At 51.4% G+C, this 17,838-nt stretch carries 18 protein-coding genes and 1 tRNA gene; 13 read left to right on the plus strand and 6 right to left on the minus strand.

Translation table 11 applies throughout. The features are described from left to right. The first annotated feature begins 505 nt into the window (after positions 1–505). A tRNA-Val gene (locus tag V7676_RS15945) sits at positions 506–581 on the plus strand. A 121-nt stretch (positions 582–702) separates the two neighbouring features. Here V7676_RS15945 and V7676_RS15950 read toward each other — a convergent pair. Next, positions 703–1,326 carry a TlpA family protein disulfide reductase gene (locus V7676_RS15950; RefSeq protein WP_335660600.1) on the minus strand — a complete coding sequence of 208 codons (624 nt, stop codon included), beginning with the start codon at positions 1,324–1,326 and terminating at the stop codon, positions 703–705. Between V7676_RS15950 and argH the strand changes: the two genes are divergently transcribed. From argH to V7676_RS15975, 5 genes are read left to right on the plus strand one after another with little or no spacing between them, the layout of a single operon-like run. Beyond that, positions 1,325–2,695 carry an argininosuccinate lyase gene (gene argH, locus V7676_RS15955; protein WP_335660601.1) on the plus strand — a complete coding sequence of 457 codons (1,371 nt, stop codon included), beginning with the start codon at positions 1,325–1,327 and terminating at the stop codon, positions 2,693–2,695. The two genes, V7676_RS15950 and argH, sit on opposite strands and share 2 nt — an antisense overlap. Beyond that, complete coding sequence (locus tag V7676_RS15960; RefSeq protein ID WP_335660602.1) at positions 2,692–2,940, plus strand: hypothetical protein; 249 nt, start codon at positions 2,692–2,694, stop codon at positions 2,938–2,940. Before argH ends, V7676_RS15960 begins: the two co-directional genes overlap by 4 nt. Positions 2,941–2,982: 42 nt before the next feature. Beyond that, positions 2,983–4,242, plus strand: a complete 1,260-nt coding sequence (gene lysA / locus V7676_RS15965; RefSeq protein WP_335660603.1) for a diaminopimelate decarboxylase — start codon at positions 2,983–2,985, stop codon at positions 4,240–4,242. A gap of 6 nt (positions 4,243–4,248) precedes the next feature. Beyond that, positions 4,249–5,025: a precorrin-2 dehydrogenase/sirohydrochlorin ferrochelatase family protein gene (locus tag V7676_RS15970; RefSeq protein WP_335660604.1), complete on the plus strand. Its 777-nt coding sequence runs from the start codon at positions 4,249–4,251 to the stop codon at positions 5,023–5,025. Continuing rightward, positions 5,022–5,492, plus strand: a complete 471-nt coding sequence (locus tag V7676_RS15975) for a DUF2721 domain-containing protein (RefSeq protein WP_335660605.1) — start codon at positions 5,022–5,024, stop codon at positions 5,490–5,492. The genes V7676_RS15970 and V7676_RS15975 overlap by 4 nt, the downstream gene beginning before the upstream one ends. A 388-nt stretch (positions 5,493–5,880) precedes the next feature. On the opposite strand, the gene V7676_RS15980 is transcribed toward V7676_RS15975, so the two are convergent. Next, positions 5,881–6,402 (minus strand): hypothetical protein, encoded by a 522-nt coding sequence (locus tag V7676_RS15980; RefSeq protein ID WP_335660606.1) that lies wholly within the window; start codon positions 6,400–6,402, stop codon positions 5,881–5,883. Between the two features lie 50 nt (positions 6,403–6,452). On the opposite strand from V7676_RS15980, the gene V7676_RS15985 reads away from it, so the two are divergent. From V7676_RS15985 to V7676_RS16000, 4 genes are all read left to right on the plus strand, one after another. Then, positions 6,453–7,214, plus strand: coding sequence for a TlyA family RNA methyltransferase (locus V7676_RS15985; RefSeq protein ID WP_335660607.1), 762 nt, complete (start codon positions 6,453–6,455; stop codon positions 7,212–7,214). Positions 7,215–7,282: 68 nt separating this feature from the next. Continuing rightward, entirely contained in the window at positions 7,283–8,458 is a 1,176-nt protein-coding gene (locus tag V7676_RS15990) for a mechanosensitive ion channel family protein (RefSeq protein ID WP_335660608.1), read from the plus strand. Positions 8,459–8,567: 109 nt separating this feature from the next. After that, positions 8,568–9,746: an acetyl-CoA C-acyltransferase gene (locus V7676_RS15995; RefSeq protein ID WP_335660609.1), complete on the plus strand. Its 1,179-nt coding sequence runs from the start codon at positions 8,568–8,570 to the stop codon at positions 9,744–9,746. Positions 9,747–9,854: 108 nt separating this feature from the next. Further along, positions 9,855–10,148 (plus strand): putative quinol monooxygenase, encoded by a 294-nt coding sequence (locus tag V7676_RS16000; protein ID WP_335660610.1) that lies wholly within the window; start codon positions 9,855–9,857, stop codon positions 10,146–10,148. 29 nt (positions 10,149–10,177) lie between these two features. On the opposite strand, the gene V7676_RS16005 is transcribed toward V7676_RS16000, so the two are convergent. Further along, positions 10,178–11,458, minus strand: a complete 1,281-nt coding sequence (locus V7676_RS16005; RefSeq protein WP_335660611.1) for a sugar MFS transporter — start codon at positions 11,456–11,458, stop codon at positions 10,178–10,180. Positions 11,459–11,764: 306 nt separating this feature from the next. Between V7676_RS16005 and V7676_RS16010 the strand changes: the two genes are divergently transcribed. Continuing rightward, complete coding sequence (locus V7676_RS16010; RefSeq protein ID WP_335660612.1) at positions 11,765–13,144, plus strand: DUF4139 domain-containing protein; 1,380 nt, start codon at positions 11,765–11,767, stop codon at positions 13,142–13,144. 21 nt (positions 13,145–13,165) lie between these two features. Beyond that, a complete protein-coding gene (locus V7676_RS16015; protein WP_335660613.1) occupies positions 13,166–14,722 on the plus strand; it encodes a DUF4139 domain-containing protein in 1,557 nt (518 codons plus the stop codon). A gap of 53 nt (positions 14,723–14,775) precedes the next feature. Here the strand turns inward: V7676_RS16015 and V7676_RS16020 are convergent, their stop codons facing one another. Together V7676_RS16020 and V7676_RS16025 are read right to left on the minus strand one after the other, a co-directional pair. After that, positions 14,776–15,192 (minus strand): acyl-CoA thioesterase, encoded by a 417-nt coding sequence (locus V7676_RS16020; RefSeq protein ID WP_335660614.1) that lies wholly within the window; start codon positions 15,190–15,192, stop codon positions 14,776–14,778. After that, complete coding sequence (locus V7676_RS16025) at positions 15,185–15,484, minus strand: hypothetical protein (protein WP_335660615.1); 300 nt, start codon at positions 15,482–15,484, stop codon at positions 15,185–15,187. Before V7676_RS16025 ends, V7676_RS16020 begins: the two co-directional genes overlap by 8 nt. Positions 15,485–15,623: 139 nt before the next feature. Here V7676_RS16025 and V7676_RS16030 point away from each other — a divergent pair, with 139 nt between their 5' ends. Beyond that, positions 15,624–16,052: a CBS domain-containing protein gene (locus V7676_RS16030; protein ID WP_335660616.1), complete on the plus strand. Its 429-nt coding sequence runs from the start codon at positions 15,624–15,626 to the stop codon at positions 16,050–16,052. Between the two features lie 118 nt (positions 16,053–16,170). On the opposite strand, the gene V7676_RS16035 is transcribed toward V7676_RS16030, so the two are convergent. Beyond that, positions 16,171–17,670, minus strand: a complete 1,500-nt coding sequence (locus V7676_RS16035; protein ID WP_335660617.1) for a lipopolysaccharide biosynthesis protein — start codon at positions 17,668–17,670, stop codon at positions 16,171–16,173. Positions 17,671–17,838 lie beyond the last annotated feature (168 nt).

Raw genomic sequence — 17,838 nt, forward strand, 5'->3', positions numbered from 1 at the left:
TTACTCGCGCCAAAGCGCGCCCGCCGATCGACTAATTATTACACTCACTTGTTGCAGGTCCCCAGCCAAAGAAACCGCAATGCATAGCCAAGCCAATTGTCGAAAACGTATTTTCAACTGTGCTTTTTTAAATGTCATAGAGGCCAGAACTATCCCGTTCGTGGCCACCAGCCGATGTCTCTTAGTAAGCGCGTCCGAACGAGTCGAGCAAGGGCGACAGTGTAAAAAAAATGAAATAATTAGATTGACACCGGTCCCTATGGGAAAAGCCGAATAATACCATTATCCTATTGTTATATAACGATTTTATTCTGTGGATAATCCGGCATAAGCTGCGAATCGCGGGGAGTCCGTAGATTTTGCAATATGTTACAGAAGCGGGGTGAAAAGGCGGTCCGAATTCCTCTGTGGATTGATATTTTACCAAAGCCTGCGGAAAGTTGCTTGCCAAAGGCCCTGTGATTTGGCAATGGCCGCGAACGCTTCATGGGACAGACCCATGTAGGGGCGATTAGCTCAGTTGGTAGAGCGCTTCGTTTACACCGAAGATGTCGGCGGTTCGAGCCCGTCATCGCCCACCATTTTCCGCAAATAGAAATTGTCTAAAGGATGTTTCTGCGGAAAATCCCGCAGTGTCGGCGAGCGTGATCTTATTCCACAGTAAATAATGGATACTATTCTGTCGTCACAGCATTTTGTTCGTTACCGTTCTGCTAGGGTTTCTTCCATTAGCATCGCCGCGCGTGCGCCGTCCCAATCCATGGCGCCAATGACCCGCCATACTTCTTTGCCGCTGGCATCATAAAGCACTGTTGTGGGCATTAGGCCCGACCCGAATCCAAAGCTCAGGCCGTTTTCCTGATCTGTATAGGCTTCCAGTTCGTTGAAATTCGCTTTGGCAAAAAACGGATCTACTTGTTCGGCGCCGCCAATGTCTTGTGAAACGACTAGAACTTTCAGTCGCTCTTTCTCCCGGCCGGCCAATTGATCCAGCATCGGCATTTCTACTACACAGGGCGCACACCATGTCGCCCATATGTTCACCAATACTGGCTTTCCTATAAAGTCTGACAGCCGAACGGTCTTGCCATCGGGGTCTTTAAAAGGTGTATCGATCATTGCGCTGCCGCGTTGGGAGATATCAAGGCGGCCGACCAGACCGCTATCGCTTTCGATCGTCTCTCCTTCCGGTGCGTCATCAATCGCTTGCTCCGCTTCGTCAGATTGCTTATCGCCATTTGGCTTGTCACAGGCGACAAGCATCATCGGCAAACAAAGAAACAGGGATATTCGCATCAAAAATCGCACATCAGATTCCAACAGCATGTGGGGCGGCAGGTTTGCCGATGGCCCTTCATCAATCATGCGCGAGATAAACGCGTCTATCCCGTTCGACAAGAAATTATGGCGGCAGGACATCCGCGCGTCGCTGGCCCATGTCGCGATGCTGGCCAAACAGGGCATCGTAGAGGCGGCAGACGCGACCCAGATTATTGAAGGTCTCAATCAGATCGTCCAGGAATATGAATCCGATGGCGTACCTGAAGATCTTGATCTTGAAGATATTCACATGACGATTGAAGCGCGGCTGACAGAGATTATCGGGCCGGTAGCGGGGCGCTTGCACACAGCGCGATCGCGCAATGATCAGGTAGCTACATCCTTTCGCTTGTGGGTGCGCGATGCGATGGGTGATGTCTCCAGCGGTCTCGCGAGCTTGCAGAATGCTTTGATCGTCCGCGCCAAGGAGCAGGCCGATACGATCATGCCCGGCTTCACCCATTTGCAGGTCGCTCAACCCATTACGATGGGCCACCATCTGCTCGCTTATTATGAAATGTTCGCGCGCGATAGCGACCGTTTTTTGGCTGCTGGACAGCGGTTGGACCAATGCCCACTGGGCGCTGCCGCTCTCGCCGGTACCGGCTTTCCCAATGATCGCCAGATGACGGCAGAGATTTTGGGATTTGGCGCAGCGACGGCCAATTCCATGGACAGTGTGTCGGACCGTGATTTCGCGCTCGATTATCTGATGGCTGCATCGCAAACGGCGCTCCATCTGTCCCGGCTGGCTGAAGAAATTATCATTTGGGCGTCGCAGCCATTTGGCTTTGTGAAGCTGTCCGACCAATGGTCTACGGGTAGCTCGATCATGCCGCAAAAACGGAACCCGGATGCTGCAGAACTGATTCGCGGTCACACGGGCCGGATTGTTGGATGTTTGAATGCCTTGATGATGACGATGAAAGGCCTGCCGCTCGCTTATTCAAAGGATATGCAGGACGACAAACCTCCCGTGTTTGAAGCGCATGACTTATTGGGTCTGTCGCTTGCTGCGATGACTGGCATTATCGAAAGTGTGACCTTCGTTCCTGCACGGATGCGCGCGGCGGCTGATAGTGGTTTTTCTACAGCAACCGATTTAGCTGACTGGCTGGTGCGGGATGTCAATATCCCGTTCCGTGAAGCCCATCATATTACCGGCGCTGCAGTTAAGCTGTGCGAAGAACGGGGATGCGGTCTTTCGGATCTCAGTGCCGCAGACCTGACCGCGATTGATGCAAGGGTTGCGGGCTATGATATGCCAGATTTGAGCGTGGAAGGCTCTGTTGCGAGCCGGACCAGCTATGGCGGAACTGCACCGGAACAGGTAAGACATCAAATCACGAAGCTGGAACAGACGGATCGCCCATGAAAATATATTGGAAAATTTCAGCTATGGCTGCGTTTGCCATTCTATCGGCTTGCGGTAATCGTGGGACGCTGGAACCGCCAAAAGGGCAGTCGCTTCCGTCTCCTGTTTATGGAGAGTCTCAAAGGCCAACCAGTGAAGAATTGATCACGCCCTCCACTCAGGCGCAGCCGGAGCGCAGTGATGAACTACTTCGCCGTTCGGAGAAACGGCAGGATGATAAATTCGATCTGCCGCCAACCGGTTGAGACAGAAATTCCTTTATACCCTAATTCCGAAAGCCTAGTTTGATGGACCACTTTCAACTAAAAGATGGCGTGCTGCATGCCGAAAATGTCGCTCTTCCTGTTATTGCCGAGCAGGTGGGGACACCCGTCTATGTCTATTCCCGTGCAACGTTAGAGCGTCATGCTCGTGTGTTTCGGGAGGGATTGAAAGATGCAGGGAAGATCCATCTTGCTTTTGCGGTGAAAGCTAATCCTAATCTTGCGGTGCTGAAAATTCTCGCTAATCAGGGTTATGGCGCGGATGTTGTTTCCGGCGGTGAACTGGAACGCGCTTTGGCAGCTGGCATGAAGGCGGAGGATATCGTCTTTTCCGGCGTGGGCAAAAGCCGTGCGGAGCTTACGCTGGGTCTCGAAAAATCGATTGGCCAGTTTAACCTAGAGTCCGAAGAAGAGGGCCAGATGTTAGCGGAGATCGCGGCGGCGAGAGGTGAAAAAGCTTCTGCCACTTTGCGGGTCAATCCTGACGTCGATGCCGGAACCCATGCGAAAATTTCTACCGGTAAGGCCGAGAATAAATTCGGGGTCGCGATTGATGTCGCGCCGGATATATTTGCGCGCCTGTCCAAACTGGAAGGTTTGAATTTGCGGGGGGTCGCGGTTCATATCGGCAGCCAGTTGCAAAATCTTGATCCGCTGGAAAAATGCTATTCGCGCATGGGACAGCTGGTGACCAAATTACGCGAATCGGGGCATGAGATTACCCATGTCGATCTTGGCGGCGGTTTAGGCGTCCCTTATCGGCCAGAAGATAATCCGCCAAGCCCTGCCGAATATGGTGCGATGGTTGCGCGCGTTACAAAAGACTGGGACGTTACTTTGATGTTTGAACCGGGCCGTGTGATTGCCGGAAATAGTGGTGTAATGATGACGCAGGTCATTCGGATCAAGCCCGGCATGAACAGCGATTTTGTCATTATCGATGCGGCGATGAACGACCTGATGCGCCCCGCCATTTATGATGCCTGGCATCATTTTGAAGCGGTCCGTCCCACTGGCGAAATGATGACCGCATCTATCGTGGGACCGATTTGCGAAAGCAGCGATATTTTCACCAAGGAGCGTGAAGTGGATCGTGTACAGACCGATGATCTTGGTATTTTCCGGACTGCTGGTGCTTATGGTGCAACCATGGCCAATACTTATAATAGCCGCCCGTTGGTGCCTGAGGTGCTGGTAGATGGCGACAAATATGCCGTTGTGGCAGAACGGATTGAACCTGCGACGATCATGGCCGCCGAACATGTTCCGGACTGGTTGAAATAATAAGCGATGAACCAGCTACCTATCTTTGTGAATTTGCGCGGGCGCAAGGTCATATTGATTGGAAGCGGCGATATGGCTGACGCGAAAAGGCGGCTCTATGAGCGCGCAGGGGCGTATATAACCGATGATGAGGCCGCTGCGGACGTGGCGCTGGCGGTTATCGCTCTGGACGACGATGCAGAGGCTGAGGCAGCGGCAGAACGGCTCAAGGCCCGTGGGCTGCTCGTCAATGTCGTCGATCGGCCGATGCTATGTGATTATACTACACCAGCCATTGTAGACCGCGATCCCGTTTTGATTGCTATTGGAACGGGCGGGACATCCGCCGGGCTCGCCAAAGCGCTTCGGCAGCGGCTGGAGCATTTGTTACCAGGCAGCCTCGGGTCTCTCGCAGACAGTCTTTTGTCAGCGCGTGACAGGATTAAACAGCGATGGTCTGGCAGCGCGGACCGCCGCCGCGCGATAGATGCTGCGCTTGATCCTGGCGGCGCGCTTGACCCGTTTGCGGACAAACTTGCCGATGCCGTAGATACTTGGTTGGAGGGGGCAGGGCGCACGCTAGTGGACCAAGTGATGGATATCGATCTGGTGAGCGCCGATCCCGATGATCTGACCATCCGGCAGGCTCGTCTACTCGGACAGGCTGATACAATTTATGCTGAAGCGGGTGTACCGAAGGTGATTTTGAACCGCGCGCGAGCTGATGCGCAGCATTTTGAATTGGCTGACCATCGTCCGGACAAAGTGCAAGGACTCACTCTTTTGATCAGGATGAAATCATGACACCAGCTCTGACCGATATTGCCACAGTGTTGCAAACAGCAATGGCCCCCGCGTTTCTATTGGTTGGTCTTGGCGCCATGCTGAATCTTTTTGCGGGTCGCTTGGCGCGGATCATTGATCGTTCTCGTGTTTTACAAGACCGGTTTGCCGATACCGAGGGGCGGGAACATGAGTTAATCGTTACCGAACTTTTGGATTTGCAACTCAGGATGAAGACCGTGAACAGCGCCATATATCTTAGCGTTATGGGCGCGATTGTAGTTTGTATTCTCATCGGACTATTATTTGCGATGGGTTTCAGCGGTAACGCGCTGCTTGCCGAAGTAGTTGCTGGAGCCTTTATCGTTGCCGTTATTTTGCTGTCGCTCGCGCTGATACAGTTTTTGCGGGAAGTGCGAATTGGTATCCGTGTTTTCATCATTCGCGAAGAATTTTTGCAGCAGACCGAAGAAGATATAAAGCGCTAAGTCGTTGCTGTACCGATGGGTAAAATCTTTCGTAGTCGTTGCGCAGACATGAAAAGAGGCTGTCGGACATATAGACCGACAGCCTCTGAACATGGGTCAGCGGTAGGAAGTGCCGCTGCCGGGAAACCTGATCATTAGATCAAATATGTTCCCCGAACGGATTTTCCCGACCCCTGTGCTGAACCATGAGACATCGGACCACCTCCTTTCGCTTGTTGATAAGATACGAACTCTTGCATTGAATATCTCCGCTTGTTCGACGATTTGAATGTGAATCATTCTGCTTTCGCGAACAAGACTTGAAATAATTTAATTTGCTGTCAGAATCGTTCGTTCCGCCCAGCTATGGCCCATCTCGGACGTGATACGGATATTCAATACAAAAGAACTAGCCCCGACAGTCCTCTACGACGCGGGTAAATTCTGGCCAGATCGGTATGGCAAGAGGCAATAGCCCCGTTGTTTCGACAGCAAACCTGCCGCGGCTAGATGCTATGCGGTCCATCATATAATCCGTTACAGGCAGTGAAATAGCTACATAATCGCTTTGTCCGCCGCTATTTTGCGCAGGATAGGATTGTAAGCCAGAGCTTGCTCTCAACGTCATTTGTGCACCGGCAGCGGGTACAGCGCCTTTACGAGAAAGGAATAGCTGTTTGCGGTCCCGATCACAGCGTATGATGAACGTCGCGTCCATGTTAGACGGACCATATAATGCGATGGATCCGCGATTATCCGCGCGATACACCCAATTTCCAGGCGCGAGTGGCCATAATGTCCAGTCCTTTTCCACCGGTGGCGGTGTTGGTGCCGGCGTAGGGGCCTGTGTCGGCGCTGGCGCAGGGGCTGGCACTACAGACGAGCAGCCAGCGGTAAATAATAGGGCGGAAAGGGCAATGGTGATTCTCATAGCGGATGAATATGGTCAAAAGCGTTGCTCTAGGCTAGTCCCATTTTCTTATGAGCAGCGATGAACCCAAATCAGTCAAAGTCACCAAGATACGTATCGACCATTTGCTGGTGGATCGCGGCCTTGCAGAGAGTCGCGCCAAAGCACAGGCCTATATCATGGCGGGGCTGGTCATGGTGGCCGACCAGAAAGTCGATAAGCCCGGTCACAAGGTGGCAAGTGATGCAGCCATAGAGCTGAAAGGCAAGGACCATCCTTGGGTTTCCCGGGGCGGGATTAAGCTTGATCACGCCCTTGAGCATTTCGGAATAGATGTGACGGGGCTGACGGCGATGGACGTGGGGAGCAGCACCGGCGGATTTACCGATGTAATGCTGAGCCGGGGCGCGGCTAAAGTTTATGCGGTAGATAGCGGCACCAATCAACTCGCGTGGAAACTGCGACAAGATGACCGCGTGATCGTGCATGAGCAAACCAGTGCGCGGATTTTAACCGAACAACATATACCAGAGCTGATCGACCTGATCGTTTGCGATGCGAGCTTTATCTCGCTGATCAAAGTACTCGAACGGCCGATGGAATTTGCGCATAGCGATAGCCAGATGGTCGCGCTAATCAAACCTCAATTCGAAGCCGAACGCGCCGATGTCGGCAAGGGCGGCGTTGTCCGTGATGTGGCAGTGCACGATCAAGTCTGTCAGAAAGTGAGTGACTGGTTAACTGCAAAGGGCTGGATGATCGAAGGAATCTCACAAAGCCCGATTACAGGGCCAAAGGGAAATGTGGAGTTTTTGATCGCAGCACGAAAGTAGGTTTGATGGAACCTATCGGGGTCACGCGGGTTGTTTTTCCTTTCCATCACAAGTAGCAGTTTCCCCATATGACCCAATTCACCGATCCAAAAATCATTCGCCCCATTTCTGAAATCCCTGATGTTGGTACTTCGGTTAATCGCATTGTGGGTGACGGGACGACTTGGCTGACCCAGCATTATGTCGAACTGATCATCGCCGTGATAGTCGGCGGTCTGATTTTTTTCTTACTTGGCGCCATAAAACGGTTGGCAGCCCGATATGTAAGCAAGCAGGAAAAACTCACTGGCTATCACGGTATCATCTCGCAGGCCATCGCCCGCACCAGCAAGTTTTTCATGATCATGGTCTCCTCTCAATTGGTGGTGGTCTATTCTAATGCTCCGGCTGGTATTTTCAAAACCGTAGGTTTCCTATTCACGATAGCCGTCGTTATCCAGATTGCCATTTGGGTGCGCGAGTTGATCTTGGGCTTTTTTAACCGGAAGCTGTCGACTGATCCGGACCAGCATGACACGCTGCAAAGCGCGATGACGCTAATCCGTTTGCTGGTTACTGCAGTAATATTTGCGATTGCGACGATTGTCATACTCGATAATCTTGGTGTCGATGTAACCGGCCTTGTCGCCGGTCTGGGTGTTGGTGGTATTGCCATAGGCCTTGCCGCGCAGGGAATATTTTCTGATCTGTTTGCGGCGCTATCGATTATTTTTGATAAGCCGTTCCGGCGCGGTGAAGTGATTTCCTATGATACAACGACCGGCACGATTGAAAAAATCGGTTTAAAAAGCACCAGATTACGGTCCGTGACAGGCGAGGAAGTGATTATTTCCAATACGAATCTATTGGACAAGGAAATTACCAATTTGACCCAATTGGGTCGCCGCCGGACGCGCTATGGCATTGGTGTGATTTATCAGACCAAACCAGCCGAGGCGCGGCGTATACCGGAATTGCTTAAAAAGATTATCGAGGATAATGATGGCCGGTATGTGCGCTGCGGTTTTGTGGGCTTTGGGGACAGTTCGATTAACTTCGAACTCGACTTTGACATTATCAGCAGTGACTATGAAGTCGTATTTCAAGCTCGACACAAGATCGGTCTAGCGATCCTACAGAAATTTAATGAGGAAGGCTTGGAATTTGCCTATCCAACCCAGACAACCTTTACCTCTGCGCCCGATGGCAAGATGATCATGCCTTATCCCGAAGGCGGTTTCCCGGTACAGATACAAGAGGACTAGGTTGCCGTAGCATCACGACCAACAGCAAAAAAACCTTGTCTAACGGCGTTTCAGCGCCGAGAATATAGGCCAATTTCGCTTCTCATTCTAACCCTAAAGGATCAAAATCATGCGTGATGCAGTCATCGTTTCTACCGCACGGACCCCCATTGGCCGTGCCTATAAAGGCGCATTCAACACCACCACCGGAGCCACATTAGGCAGCTATTCTGTGGCAGCAGCTGTTGAACGCGCAGGCATTGATCCCGGTTCGATTGACGATGTTGTTTGGGGCAGCGCGCTGCAACAAGGATCACAGGCTGGCAATATCGCCAGGCTGGTCGCTCTGCGCGCTGGTCTTCCCATCGAAGTTCCTGGCATGTCGATTGATCGGCAATGTTCTTCGGGCTTAATGGCAATCGCGACCGCCCATAAACAAATTGTGATCGACCGGATGAATGTCATTATTGGCGGCGGCCAGGAGTCTATTTCTACGGTTCAGACACCAGAAATGCGGGTCCAACCGGATCGCGAATTGATAAAAATGCATGACGATATTTACATGCCCATGTTGCAAACTGCTGAAGTGGTTGGGGAACGTTATGGCATTAGTCGTGACGCTTGTGACGAATATGCGCTTCAGTCACAGCAACGCACGGCTGCGGCGCAGGAAGCCGGAAAATTTGACGATGAAATTGTCGCTGTGACCACTACCATGGGTGTTCAGGACAAAGAAACCAAAGAAATTTCCCATCATGAAGTGACTATCAGTAAAGATGAAGGTAATCGTCCTTCAACCACTCTGGAAGGTCTGCAATCGCTGAAACCCGTAATGGGCGGAAACAAGATTGTGACAGCCGGTAACGCTTCACAGCTGTCCGATGGTTCTTCTGCCAGCGTCCTAATGGAATCTAGCGCCGCTGAAAAAGCGGGTCTTAGCCCGCTTGGCCGTTATATCGGTATGGCTGTCGCAGGCACCAAGCCCGACGAAATGGGCATCGGGCCGGTTTTTGCGATTCCGAAATTGTTGGAACGTTTCAACTTGAAGATGGATGATATCGGTCTCTGGGAATTGAATGAAGCATTCGCCGTGCAGGTGCTGTATTGCCAGCAGAAATTAGGTATACCCGATGAGCTTTTGAACGTGAATGGCGGCTCCATCTCCATTGGTCACCCTTACGGGATGACGGGCGCACGTTGTACCGGCCATGCGCTGATCGAAGGCAAGCGGCGCGGTGCGAAATATGCCGTTGTCACTATGTGTATCGGCGGCGGTCAGGGCGCAGCAGGGCTGTTCGAAATTCTATAAAATACGCCGGTAAAGTCCGATAGCGGAATGCCTGTAGTCGCTGCCTGTTTCTGTCGCTGCAACGCTTGTAAAATTATGCAATAAAAAATAGATTAGGAGAATGAGAATATGTCAGCAGTAGGTGTCATCGCGACTTTGACGGTTGTAGAAGGTAAAAATGCGGATTTCGAAGCCGCGTTCAAGGAACTCATGACCGCCGTTCGTGAAAATGAATCCGGGAATGAATTTTATTCCGTTTGTCAAAGCAAGGATAATCCCCAGCAATATAAGGTGCTCGAACGCTATGTTGATCAGGCTGCACTTGATGCACATAGCAAATCCGATCATTTTCGCGCTAGTGGGCCGAAGCTTGCTCCCTGCATGGCTGCCGCGCCTGTGATTGAGTATCTCGACGCGATCTAGAATAGCGGTCGGCCCCGCGGGTCAACCAGCTACTTGCGAATCGTCGTGTAAATGCCAAACCCTCCAATTGCGATGTAGCATAGAATGGGAACGACTAGCGCGAAGGCCAATCCACTAGAATCGGCCACCACACCTGTCAGCAGAGGGATGAAAGCGCCGCCAACAATAGCGGTGCAGAGAAGCCCGGAGGCTTGAGGTGCCTCGGCGTCCAATCCTTCGGTGGCCAAGCTGAATATCGTTGGGAACATGATCGAGTTGGCCAAGCCGACTGCGATAAGGGAATAAGCGGACAGTTCTCCGCTTGATACCGCTGAGATCAGGTTGAGCGTAACGGCTGCTGTTGCGAACAGCGCAAGCAACAGGCCGGGCTTTGTCAGGCGCAGCAACAAGCCGCCTACCAGTCTTCCGACAAGTGCGCCTAGCCAGTAATAGGACAGCATGATTCCAGCAGACCGGGGATCTAGCGAGAGTGTCCTTGCTTCACCGAGATAATTGACCATGATGCTAGCAATCGCGACTTCTGCACCAACATATAGGAAGATGCATAACACCCCAAAGCGCAGGTGAGGATTTGTGCGTAGCAGGGCGAAGCTGCCTTTTATTCTTACCTCTTCGACCTCTTGGCGCTGGATAAAATTCCGTGCAAACCAAAAGGTGGCGGCAATGAGAGCCAAAATAATAGCCAAGCCGATATAGCTGTGACCGATCACTGTGGTTTCAGCGACACGATAGGCTTTCAGAGCTTCGCCGGTAAGCGTCGAGCCGTCTGTTTTTGACGCATCTCCCAGAATAACCTCTGCGCCGAACCTTACCATTAGGAAAACGCCTACGGAGTTGAAAAACTGTGCGAATGTTAAACGGCTGTGCGCGGTTTCTGGATTGCCCAATGATAAAATGAGCGGGTTGACCGCGACCTGCAGCATGGTGATCCCACCGCCCAGCATGAACAGGGCAGCGAGGAAAGAAGCAAATAGCCCCGAATAAGCTGCCGGAAGAAATAATAAGCAGGATAAAGCCATGATCCCGAAGCCCAAGACGATACCGCGAAAATAGCCGAGCCGTTTCATCACCAAGCCAGCCGGGATAGAGAAAATAGCATAGCTCGTGAAAAAAGCGAATTGCACCAGCATGGCTTGAGTGTAATTCAGTGAAAATAAGCCTTTCAGCTTTGGGATAAGTACATCGTTTAGATTCGTTATCCCGCCAAAAAGAAAGAAGATTGCGACCACCAATATCAATATACCGCGCGTTTCAAGCTTTGTGCCGTCGGTGCGCGCTGCGCGGCGCGCGTTTGATGCCTGAAGTGCCATTTTATCGTTCCTGCACGCCTTTATTTTCTGTATGTTGAACTAAATCCCAGCTCAATGATGGCAGGACTGGTGCCAGCTATCAAAACTATGCATAAACGCATCGCAGATTAAGGGGTAAAAATATCAATTATGTTGAACCGATAAGATCTCTCTGCTCGACATGGTATTTTAGTGCTTTAGATATGAACAAGGCAATGAATAGAAAATGTTAATCTGTGTTTTCAAACTATTGAAGCACAATAACTGTTTAAGCTACATTCATTTGCGCGGAGTTAAGTCGTGCGATACCGACGATGGAGAGAATATATGCGGCTTCTTGTTTTTACCGGTCTCGCGCTGGTAGCCCTTGCAACCCCAGCGATCAGTCAGTCGTATGGACAAGGCGATATCGCGGTCACGATTTATAATAATGATCTTGCACTGGTGCAGGATACGCGCCGGCTTAATATTCCATCGGGTCGATCAGTACAGGCATTCCCGGGTGTATCCGGACAGATAAGGGCGGAAACGGTAAGTTTTAACGCTGCTGATACCGGGATTATCGAACAGAATTTCGATTATGATCTCCTCTCCCCCTCCAAATTGATGGAAAAAGCGGTTGGTGAAACCGTTACGATTGTTCGGATCAATCCTGCCACTGGCAAAGAAACGCAGGAACGCGCCACGGTGCTGGCTGCCAATGGCGGTGTTGTACTGCAAATCGGCAGTCGTATCGAAGTGTTGCGCGATGACCGGCTTCCGACCCGTGTAATTTTTGACAAAGTGCCGAATAATTTAAGGGCGCGACCAACCTTATCGGTCACATTGGATAGCACCCGGGCGGGAACGCGGCCTGCGCAGCTCAGTTATTTGACAGGCGGCATGGGTTGGGAGGCCGACTATGTGGCTTTGTTCGATGAAAAGGCTGGCAAGATGGATGTGCAAGGATGGATCACGCTAACTAATAATACTGGCACAACTTTTGAAAATGCCAAAACCTTACTGGTTGCCGGAACGCCCAGTGTAAACGGGCAAAGCAATTATAATCCGCGTAACAATATCCGTCAGGCCGGAACCGAATCGGCGGACCGCGAATCGCTCGGTGATTTCTATCTCTACCCGTTGGCTGCGCGCACCACCATTGCCAATGCTCAGACCAAACAGGTTAGCTTTCTCGACGTGACCGGTGCACCGGCGCAAAAGGCCTATGAATTTACCAATCGCTGGGTCGGTACACAGAATGAACCGCAAAGCGTAGCTACGGTCTTGCAATTTAGTTCGGCGGCGGATGGCGGTCTGGGCGACGCTCTCCCTGCGGGAACGGTGAGGGTCTATATGAAAGATGCATCAGGACAACCGCAATTTATTGGTGAAAATAATATTGGTCATACGCTTATGGGGTCGGAACTGGGCCTAAAAACCGGTGAGGCTTTTGACGTAAAAGTGAAGCCAACCGTTATCGAGCGGCGACGGCTTTCCTCCGATAAATGGCGCAGCGCTATGTCCTATGAGCTAACCAACGCGCGTTCGACGCCGGTGACTGTTTCGTTGATTCAAGACGGCTTAGATTTTTACTGGAGCGATACGAGGATTGTCGACGAAAGCCTCAAAAGCGAGCGGCGTTCTTCTAATAGCATTGTCTGGAAGGTGCCAGTACCCGCTAACGGGAAAGCAACCGTGACCGCAACCTTCGAGACCCGGTTCTAGAGCATGATGTTGAGAGCGCTCATGGCGTTCACTCTATTTGCGCCGGCGGCCCCAGTTCTGGCGCAATTTGAACCGGCGCGTCAGACGGTGACATCCGAGGTACCATCGGCGATATCGGTGACGGTTTATCGCGATCCTAATCGTAACGGCGATAGCGGCATGAGCCTGAACTATCTAGGTGGCTATGCTTTGATTACCGAGCAGCGCACGGTGACGCTTCCGGCCGGTGAGATTGATCTACGTTTTGAGGGTGTGGCGGGCGGGATCATCCCGCAATCAGCCATTGTAACAGGATTACCTGATGGGGTGATCGAGAAAAACCGGGATGCAGCGCTCTTGTCGCCCTCGGCTTTGCTCAACGGTTATCTTGGGCGCGGTGTCAGTATTCGCCGGATCGATGCGGCGACAGGTGAAACTCGCGAATTTAACGCGCAAATCCGTACGGATGCTAACGGGGGCGTGGTTGTCCAAACGGCCGAGGGTTTTGAAGCGCTGCAATGCACCGGTCTGAATGAAACAATTGTCTATCCCGCGATTCCGGAAGGTCTTTCGGCCACGCCGACTTTATCGGTGAAAAGCCGTGTCGCGATGCCGACCCGAGCAACCGTGACGCTTTCCTATCTCGCAACAGGGTTTGATTGGCAGGCTAATTATGTAGCGGATGTCAGTGCCGATGGGCAGACCTTGAACCTATTTTCTTGGGTAACCTTGGCTAATGGTGATGAAACAAGTTTTGTCGATGCGCAGACCCAGACGGTGGCGGGGCAGCCGAATAAGGCCCGTGACAATATTCAGCGACCTTCCGGCGGCTCGATTGTCCTTCGTTGTTGGCCGGAGGCGACAACCAGCGATATCATGGTGAAAGATTTTGAACGCGCGCGGGACCAGTCCCGTTTTTCCGGTCGGACCATGCCGGCCCCGATGGCTGCGATGGAATCAATGTCGGACATGGTAATGGTTACGGGTGCTAGGAAAATGGAGGCGAAACAGGAGGACCTCGGTGATCTAAAACTCTATCGCGTACCCGTCCCGGTGACAGTAGCTTCGCAAAGCCAGAAACAGGTCGCGATGTTTGAAAAGATTGCGGTCCCATTTGTGCAAATTTACGAATCGCAAATTTGGAGCGATAGTTATCAGGAATCGACCCCGCTTTCGACGACCCTTCGGCTCCAAAACAAGAAAAGCGACGGACTTGGCCTAGCTTTACCGGCTGGAAAATTAGTAGCGTTCAAGTCAGTGAACGGAGCGCGCTTGCTGTTGGGCGAGGGCGGATTGGATGACAAGGCCATTGGCGAAGAGGTGGAGGTGACAATCGGCGAGAGTCCGCTGGTCCGTTATCAATTGGAATCAACCGGTAAGGCAGATACGCAAAGTGAGAGCGTAAAGGACATGCGGTTGGTGCTAACAAACGCGTCTCGCAGCGCCGCGCAGGTCGAAATCAAAATTGATCATCGGGATGATGAAAAGCTTCGCAAGGTCAGCCAGCGGCTAGGCCGCAAGTCCGGCAAGGATTTCTGGACAGTCACCGTGCCGGCGAATAGTGAGCGCGCGTTGACTTATCAGGTGATACGAAAATAGCGGCCATGCATTTGGTTGCGCGATTAGGCGAAAAATTTCGAAGAGGTTCAAATTTAACCAAGATATTTGGTTTTTGAGCTTTCCGGGATCACACGCGGACGATGGTGTTCATCCAGTGCGACGAAAGTGAATAATCCGCTGGTCACCGGCACATGATTTTCGCCGCGATCGCGTTCGGCTAAAACATCTATTCTTAGGCTCACCGATGTATTGCCGATCCGTTCGACCCGTGCATAGACCGAGACAATATCACGGGTCAAAATCGGAGCCAGAAAGGACATGGCTTCAATGGCGACCGTTGCAGTGGCCCCTTCGGCGACCCTTGCGGCCATGATTCCACCAGCAATATCCATTTGGGAGAGAACCCATCCACCAAAAATATGGCCATTATTATTCAGGTCGCGCGGTTGCGGTGCTACGCGCAGCACAGGCTGTAACGTGATTAGCTTGCTGAGTTCATCTTTAATCATCTGGTGAAATACCTTTGCTTATCGGATCGTCGATGGATTCGTCATGTCCGGTCCCGCTGGACATGAATACTAGTCCCATTAATGCTGATGTGAGCAACAAGGCAAAGCCTACACCGCCAGCCGCTGCTATATACATATGTATCGAAACTAAGCCGTGCATATAATATAGAAAGCCCAATGCCAGGATGACACACAAGATGGTGAGTGCACTCATCCACCGCATGAGGCGCCAGTAACGCGACCAAGCGATTCCGGCGTGTAAAGGATCATCTAGTAGCGAAGGACCAGGCAATTTTCATTACTCCGTTGAGAAAGAACTACTTTGGACCTGATTTGAAGTGCCATCAAGTCCAACATGGGCGAATTTTATGCTATATAGATAGTGGAAAAAGAGAATCAGGGATGTTCTGGAAATAGGGAAGAGGCCGCAAATGACAATTCAGGTAATATTACAAGGACGGGAAGGTCCGATTTTTAGCTGCACGGCAGATCAAACTGTTGCTGATGCTGTTGCCATATTGGCCGAGAAGAGAATCGGCGCACTGCCTGTGCTTGACGGTGATCAGGTTGTCGGCATTTTTTCCGAACGGGATGTCCTTCACTGCATTCAGAATGTGGGGCCGGCGTTCATGGAAAAGCGCGTTGCAGAAGTAATGACTGCGGACGTCATATCCGTTGAATTACAAAAAAGTGCCATCGGGGCGCTATCCTTGATGACCAAACGCCGCATCCGGCATTTGCCGGTCGTCGAGAACGACAGGTTGGTCGGCTTTATATCCATAGGTGATCTGGTCAAATATCGTATCGACAAGATTGAAGGAGAAGCGGCGGCGATGCGTGACTATATCCAAAGCGCTTAGTGGATGGTTAGGCCAAGGCTTTGAAGATAGCCTAGTGCTTTTTGCCTGACCGTTTCCGCCCGCGCGACCGGACCGGAAAGAATGCATGCCTTTAAAAGGCAAGCCTTTAAGGGGTGTTTTATGCGCTTGCTGATTCGAATGCTGGCGCTGGTACCTTTTTACGGACAATCAGTTGGATGACTTCTACCAGTGTTGGTTTCGCGAGCAGCCACAATAAACCGATATACGCAACCCCGCCAATGGCCACCAGTATCGCCAGCCTTGCATAAACAATCATCTCCGGCAAAAATTGACCCGCGATATAAACAATCGCCGCCATTGCTATAGAAGTAGATAGCCCTGGCCATATTGCCCGAGCGAGTTCTGTAGCGCTGATTCCGATATGGTGGTAAGATTGCCAGAAGGTGAAGGCAGTGAGCATTGGAAAGGCCACGACCCAACCCCAAGCGAGACCAACGGGTCCCCATTGCAGGCCGATTAAAAAGGTAACCGGCATAAGAATAGCTCCGACAAAAGATGCTCGTGCGGTAATTTGCGGTTTGCCAACCGCATTGTTTGCAGGAGCGAATAATATCTGCAATGTCATTACGGGCATAGCGAGCGCCAATATGCTGACGAATGGAGTCATCTCCAGCCACTTTGGTCCAAATAGAGTGGCAACCAAGGGTGCTGCCGTAACCGCCATGCCTAGATAAAGCGGGCAGGAGATCAACATGATCAACCGCACCGCCTTCAGGAAAGACCAGCTCAAGGCTTCAGGATTACCCTGCAAGCGTGAATAGGCCGGGAATGCGACTTCATTAAGGGGCGGGACGAATTTTGCCGCAAAGATTGTCGTCAGGAACAATGCTTCGGCGTAAAGGCCCAGATCATGGGGGTTGAGATGACGGCCGGCGATGAAAATGTCGGATTGGCTTTGTATGGTCCAGAATAAATGGCTGGCCAAGAGAGTGGCACCGAATCCGAACATCGTGCCAGCGCCTTTGAAGTTGAAGCTAGGCCAGATATAAAATTTCACTGCAATTACCAAACATATGGCACGGGTCCAGAAGATCGACAAAGGCGCATATATAAGCGTCCATACGCCGTAGCCGTTGGTTGCAAAATATAAAGCGACCGCTGCGCCGACTGCTGCGGAGACCAGATTGATGATAGCGGGCTTTTTAAATTCTAGGTTACGGGTCATCATTGCTTCGGGAAGCACCATGAATGGAGTCGCGAGGAAAATAAGCGCCTGAACTCTCAGGAGGTCCGCAATAATAGGTTGGCGATAATAGTCGGCGGCGACGGGTGCGAGGAGCACCTGAAGAATCGCGATGCCCCCATTAAGCAGTAAAAGCATACCAAAAGCTTGCCGAATCCGGATCGGATCTACTTCTTCAGCCTGAATTATTGAACTTGCGAGGCCGTAGCCATTCATAAAACTCAAAAAAACCAGCACGACCTGAGTCATTGCAAAGATTCCGTAATCATTCGGATCAAGGATACGAATGACGGCTAAAGTTGATCCCCAAGCGATTAGCTGAGCAAATATTTGGGTGCCAGAACGCCAGAAAACTGCGCTTCTTACGCGATTTCCGAAATTAGGATCGGGGATAATTGATGTACTGTTATTCACTAATATACTCGCCCATAAGGCCCTCTAAACTGCGCTAAATACCCTCATAGACCTCAATTACGAATTTTTTTGAAACAAAACTGAAAAACTATGTTGACGGAATCGGTTGGTCTGCTTAGAGACGTTTTCACCGGCACGACGTGGCTCACATGGGCCCCACGGTGTTGG

This window comes from Parasphingorhabdus sp., assembly GCF_036963805.1.
GTDB lineage: Bacteria > Pseudomonadota > Alphaproteobacteria > Sphingomonadales > Sphingomonadaceae > Parasphingorhabdus.

Bases quoted from the DNA above. Each gene is read 5' to 3' on its own strand.
- argH (WP_335660601.1), top strand. From the start codon at position 1,325: ATGTGGGGCGGCAGGTTTGCCGATGGCCCTTCATCAATCATGCGCGAG.
- V7676_RS15950 (WP_335660600.1), bottom strand. From the start codon at position 1,326: ATGCTGTTGGAATCTGATGTGCGATTTTTGATGCGAATATCCCTGTTT.
- V7676_RS15960 (WP_335660602.1), top strand. From the start codon at position 2,692: ATGAAAATATATTGGAAAATTTCAGCTATGGCTGCGTTTGCCATTCTA.
- lysA (WP_335660603.1), top strand. From the start codon at position 2,983: ATGGACCACTTTCAACTAAAAGATGGCGTGCTGCATGCCGAAAATGTC.
- V7676_RS15970 (WP_335660604.1), top strand. From the start codon at position 4,249: ATGAACCAGCTACCTATCTTTGTGAATTTGCGCGGGCGCAAGGTCATA.
- V7676_RS15975 (WP_335660605.1), top strand. From the start codon at position 5,022: ATGACACCAGCTCTGACCGATATTGCCACAGTGTTGCAAACAGCAATG.
- V7676_RS15980 (WP_335660606.1), bottom strand. From the start codon at position 6,402: ATGAGAATCACCATTGCCCTTTCCGCCCTATTATTTACCGCTGGCTGC.
- V7676_RS15985 (WP_335660607.1), top strand. From the start codon at position 6,453: ATGAGCAGCGATGAACCCAAATCAGTCAAAGTCACCAAGATACGTATC.
- V7676_RS15990 (WP_335660608.1), top strand. From the start codon at position 7,283: ATGACCCAATTCACCGATCCAAAAATCATTCGCCCCATTTCTGAAATC.
- V7676_RS15995 (WP_335660609.1), top strand. From the start codon at position 8,568: ATGCGTGATGCAGTCATCGTTTCTACCGCACGGACCCCCATTGGCCGT.
- V7676_RS16000 (WP_335660610.1), top strand. From the start codon at position 9,855: ATGTCAGCAGTAGGTGTCATCGCGACTTTGACGGTTGTAGAAGGTAAA.
- V7676_RS16005 (WP_335660611.1), bottom strand. From the start codon at position 11,458: ATGGCACTTCAGGCATCAAACGCGCGCCGCGCAGCGCGCACCGACGGC.
- V7676_RS16010 (WP_335660612.1), top strand. From the start codon at position 11,765: ATGCGGCTTCTTGTTTTTACCGGTCTCGCGCTGGTAGCCCTTGCAACC.
- V7676_RS16015 (WP_335660613.1), top strand. From the start codon at position 13,166: ATGGCGTTCACTCTATTTGCGCCGGCGGCCCCAGTTCTGGCGCAATTT.
- V7676_RS16020 (WP_335660614.1), bottom strand. From the start codon at position 15,192: ATGATTAAAGATGAACTCAGCAAGCTAATCACGTTACAGCCTGTGCTG.
- V7676_RS16030 (WP_335660616.1), top strand. From the start codon at position 15,624: ATGACAATTCAGGTAATATTACAAGGACGGGAAGGTCCGATTTTTAGC.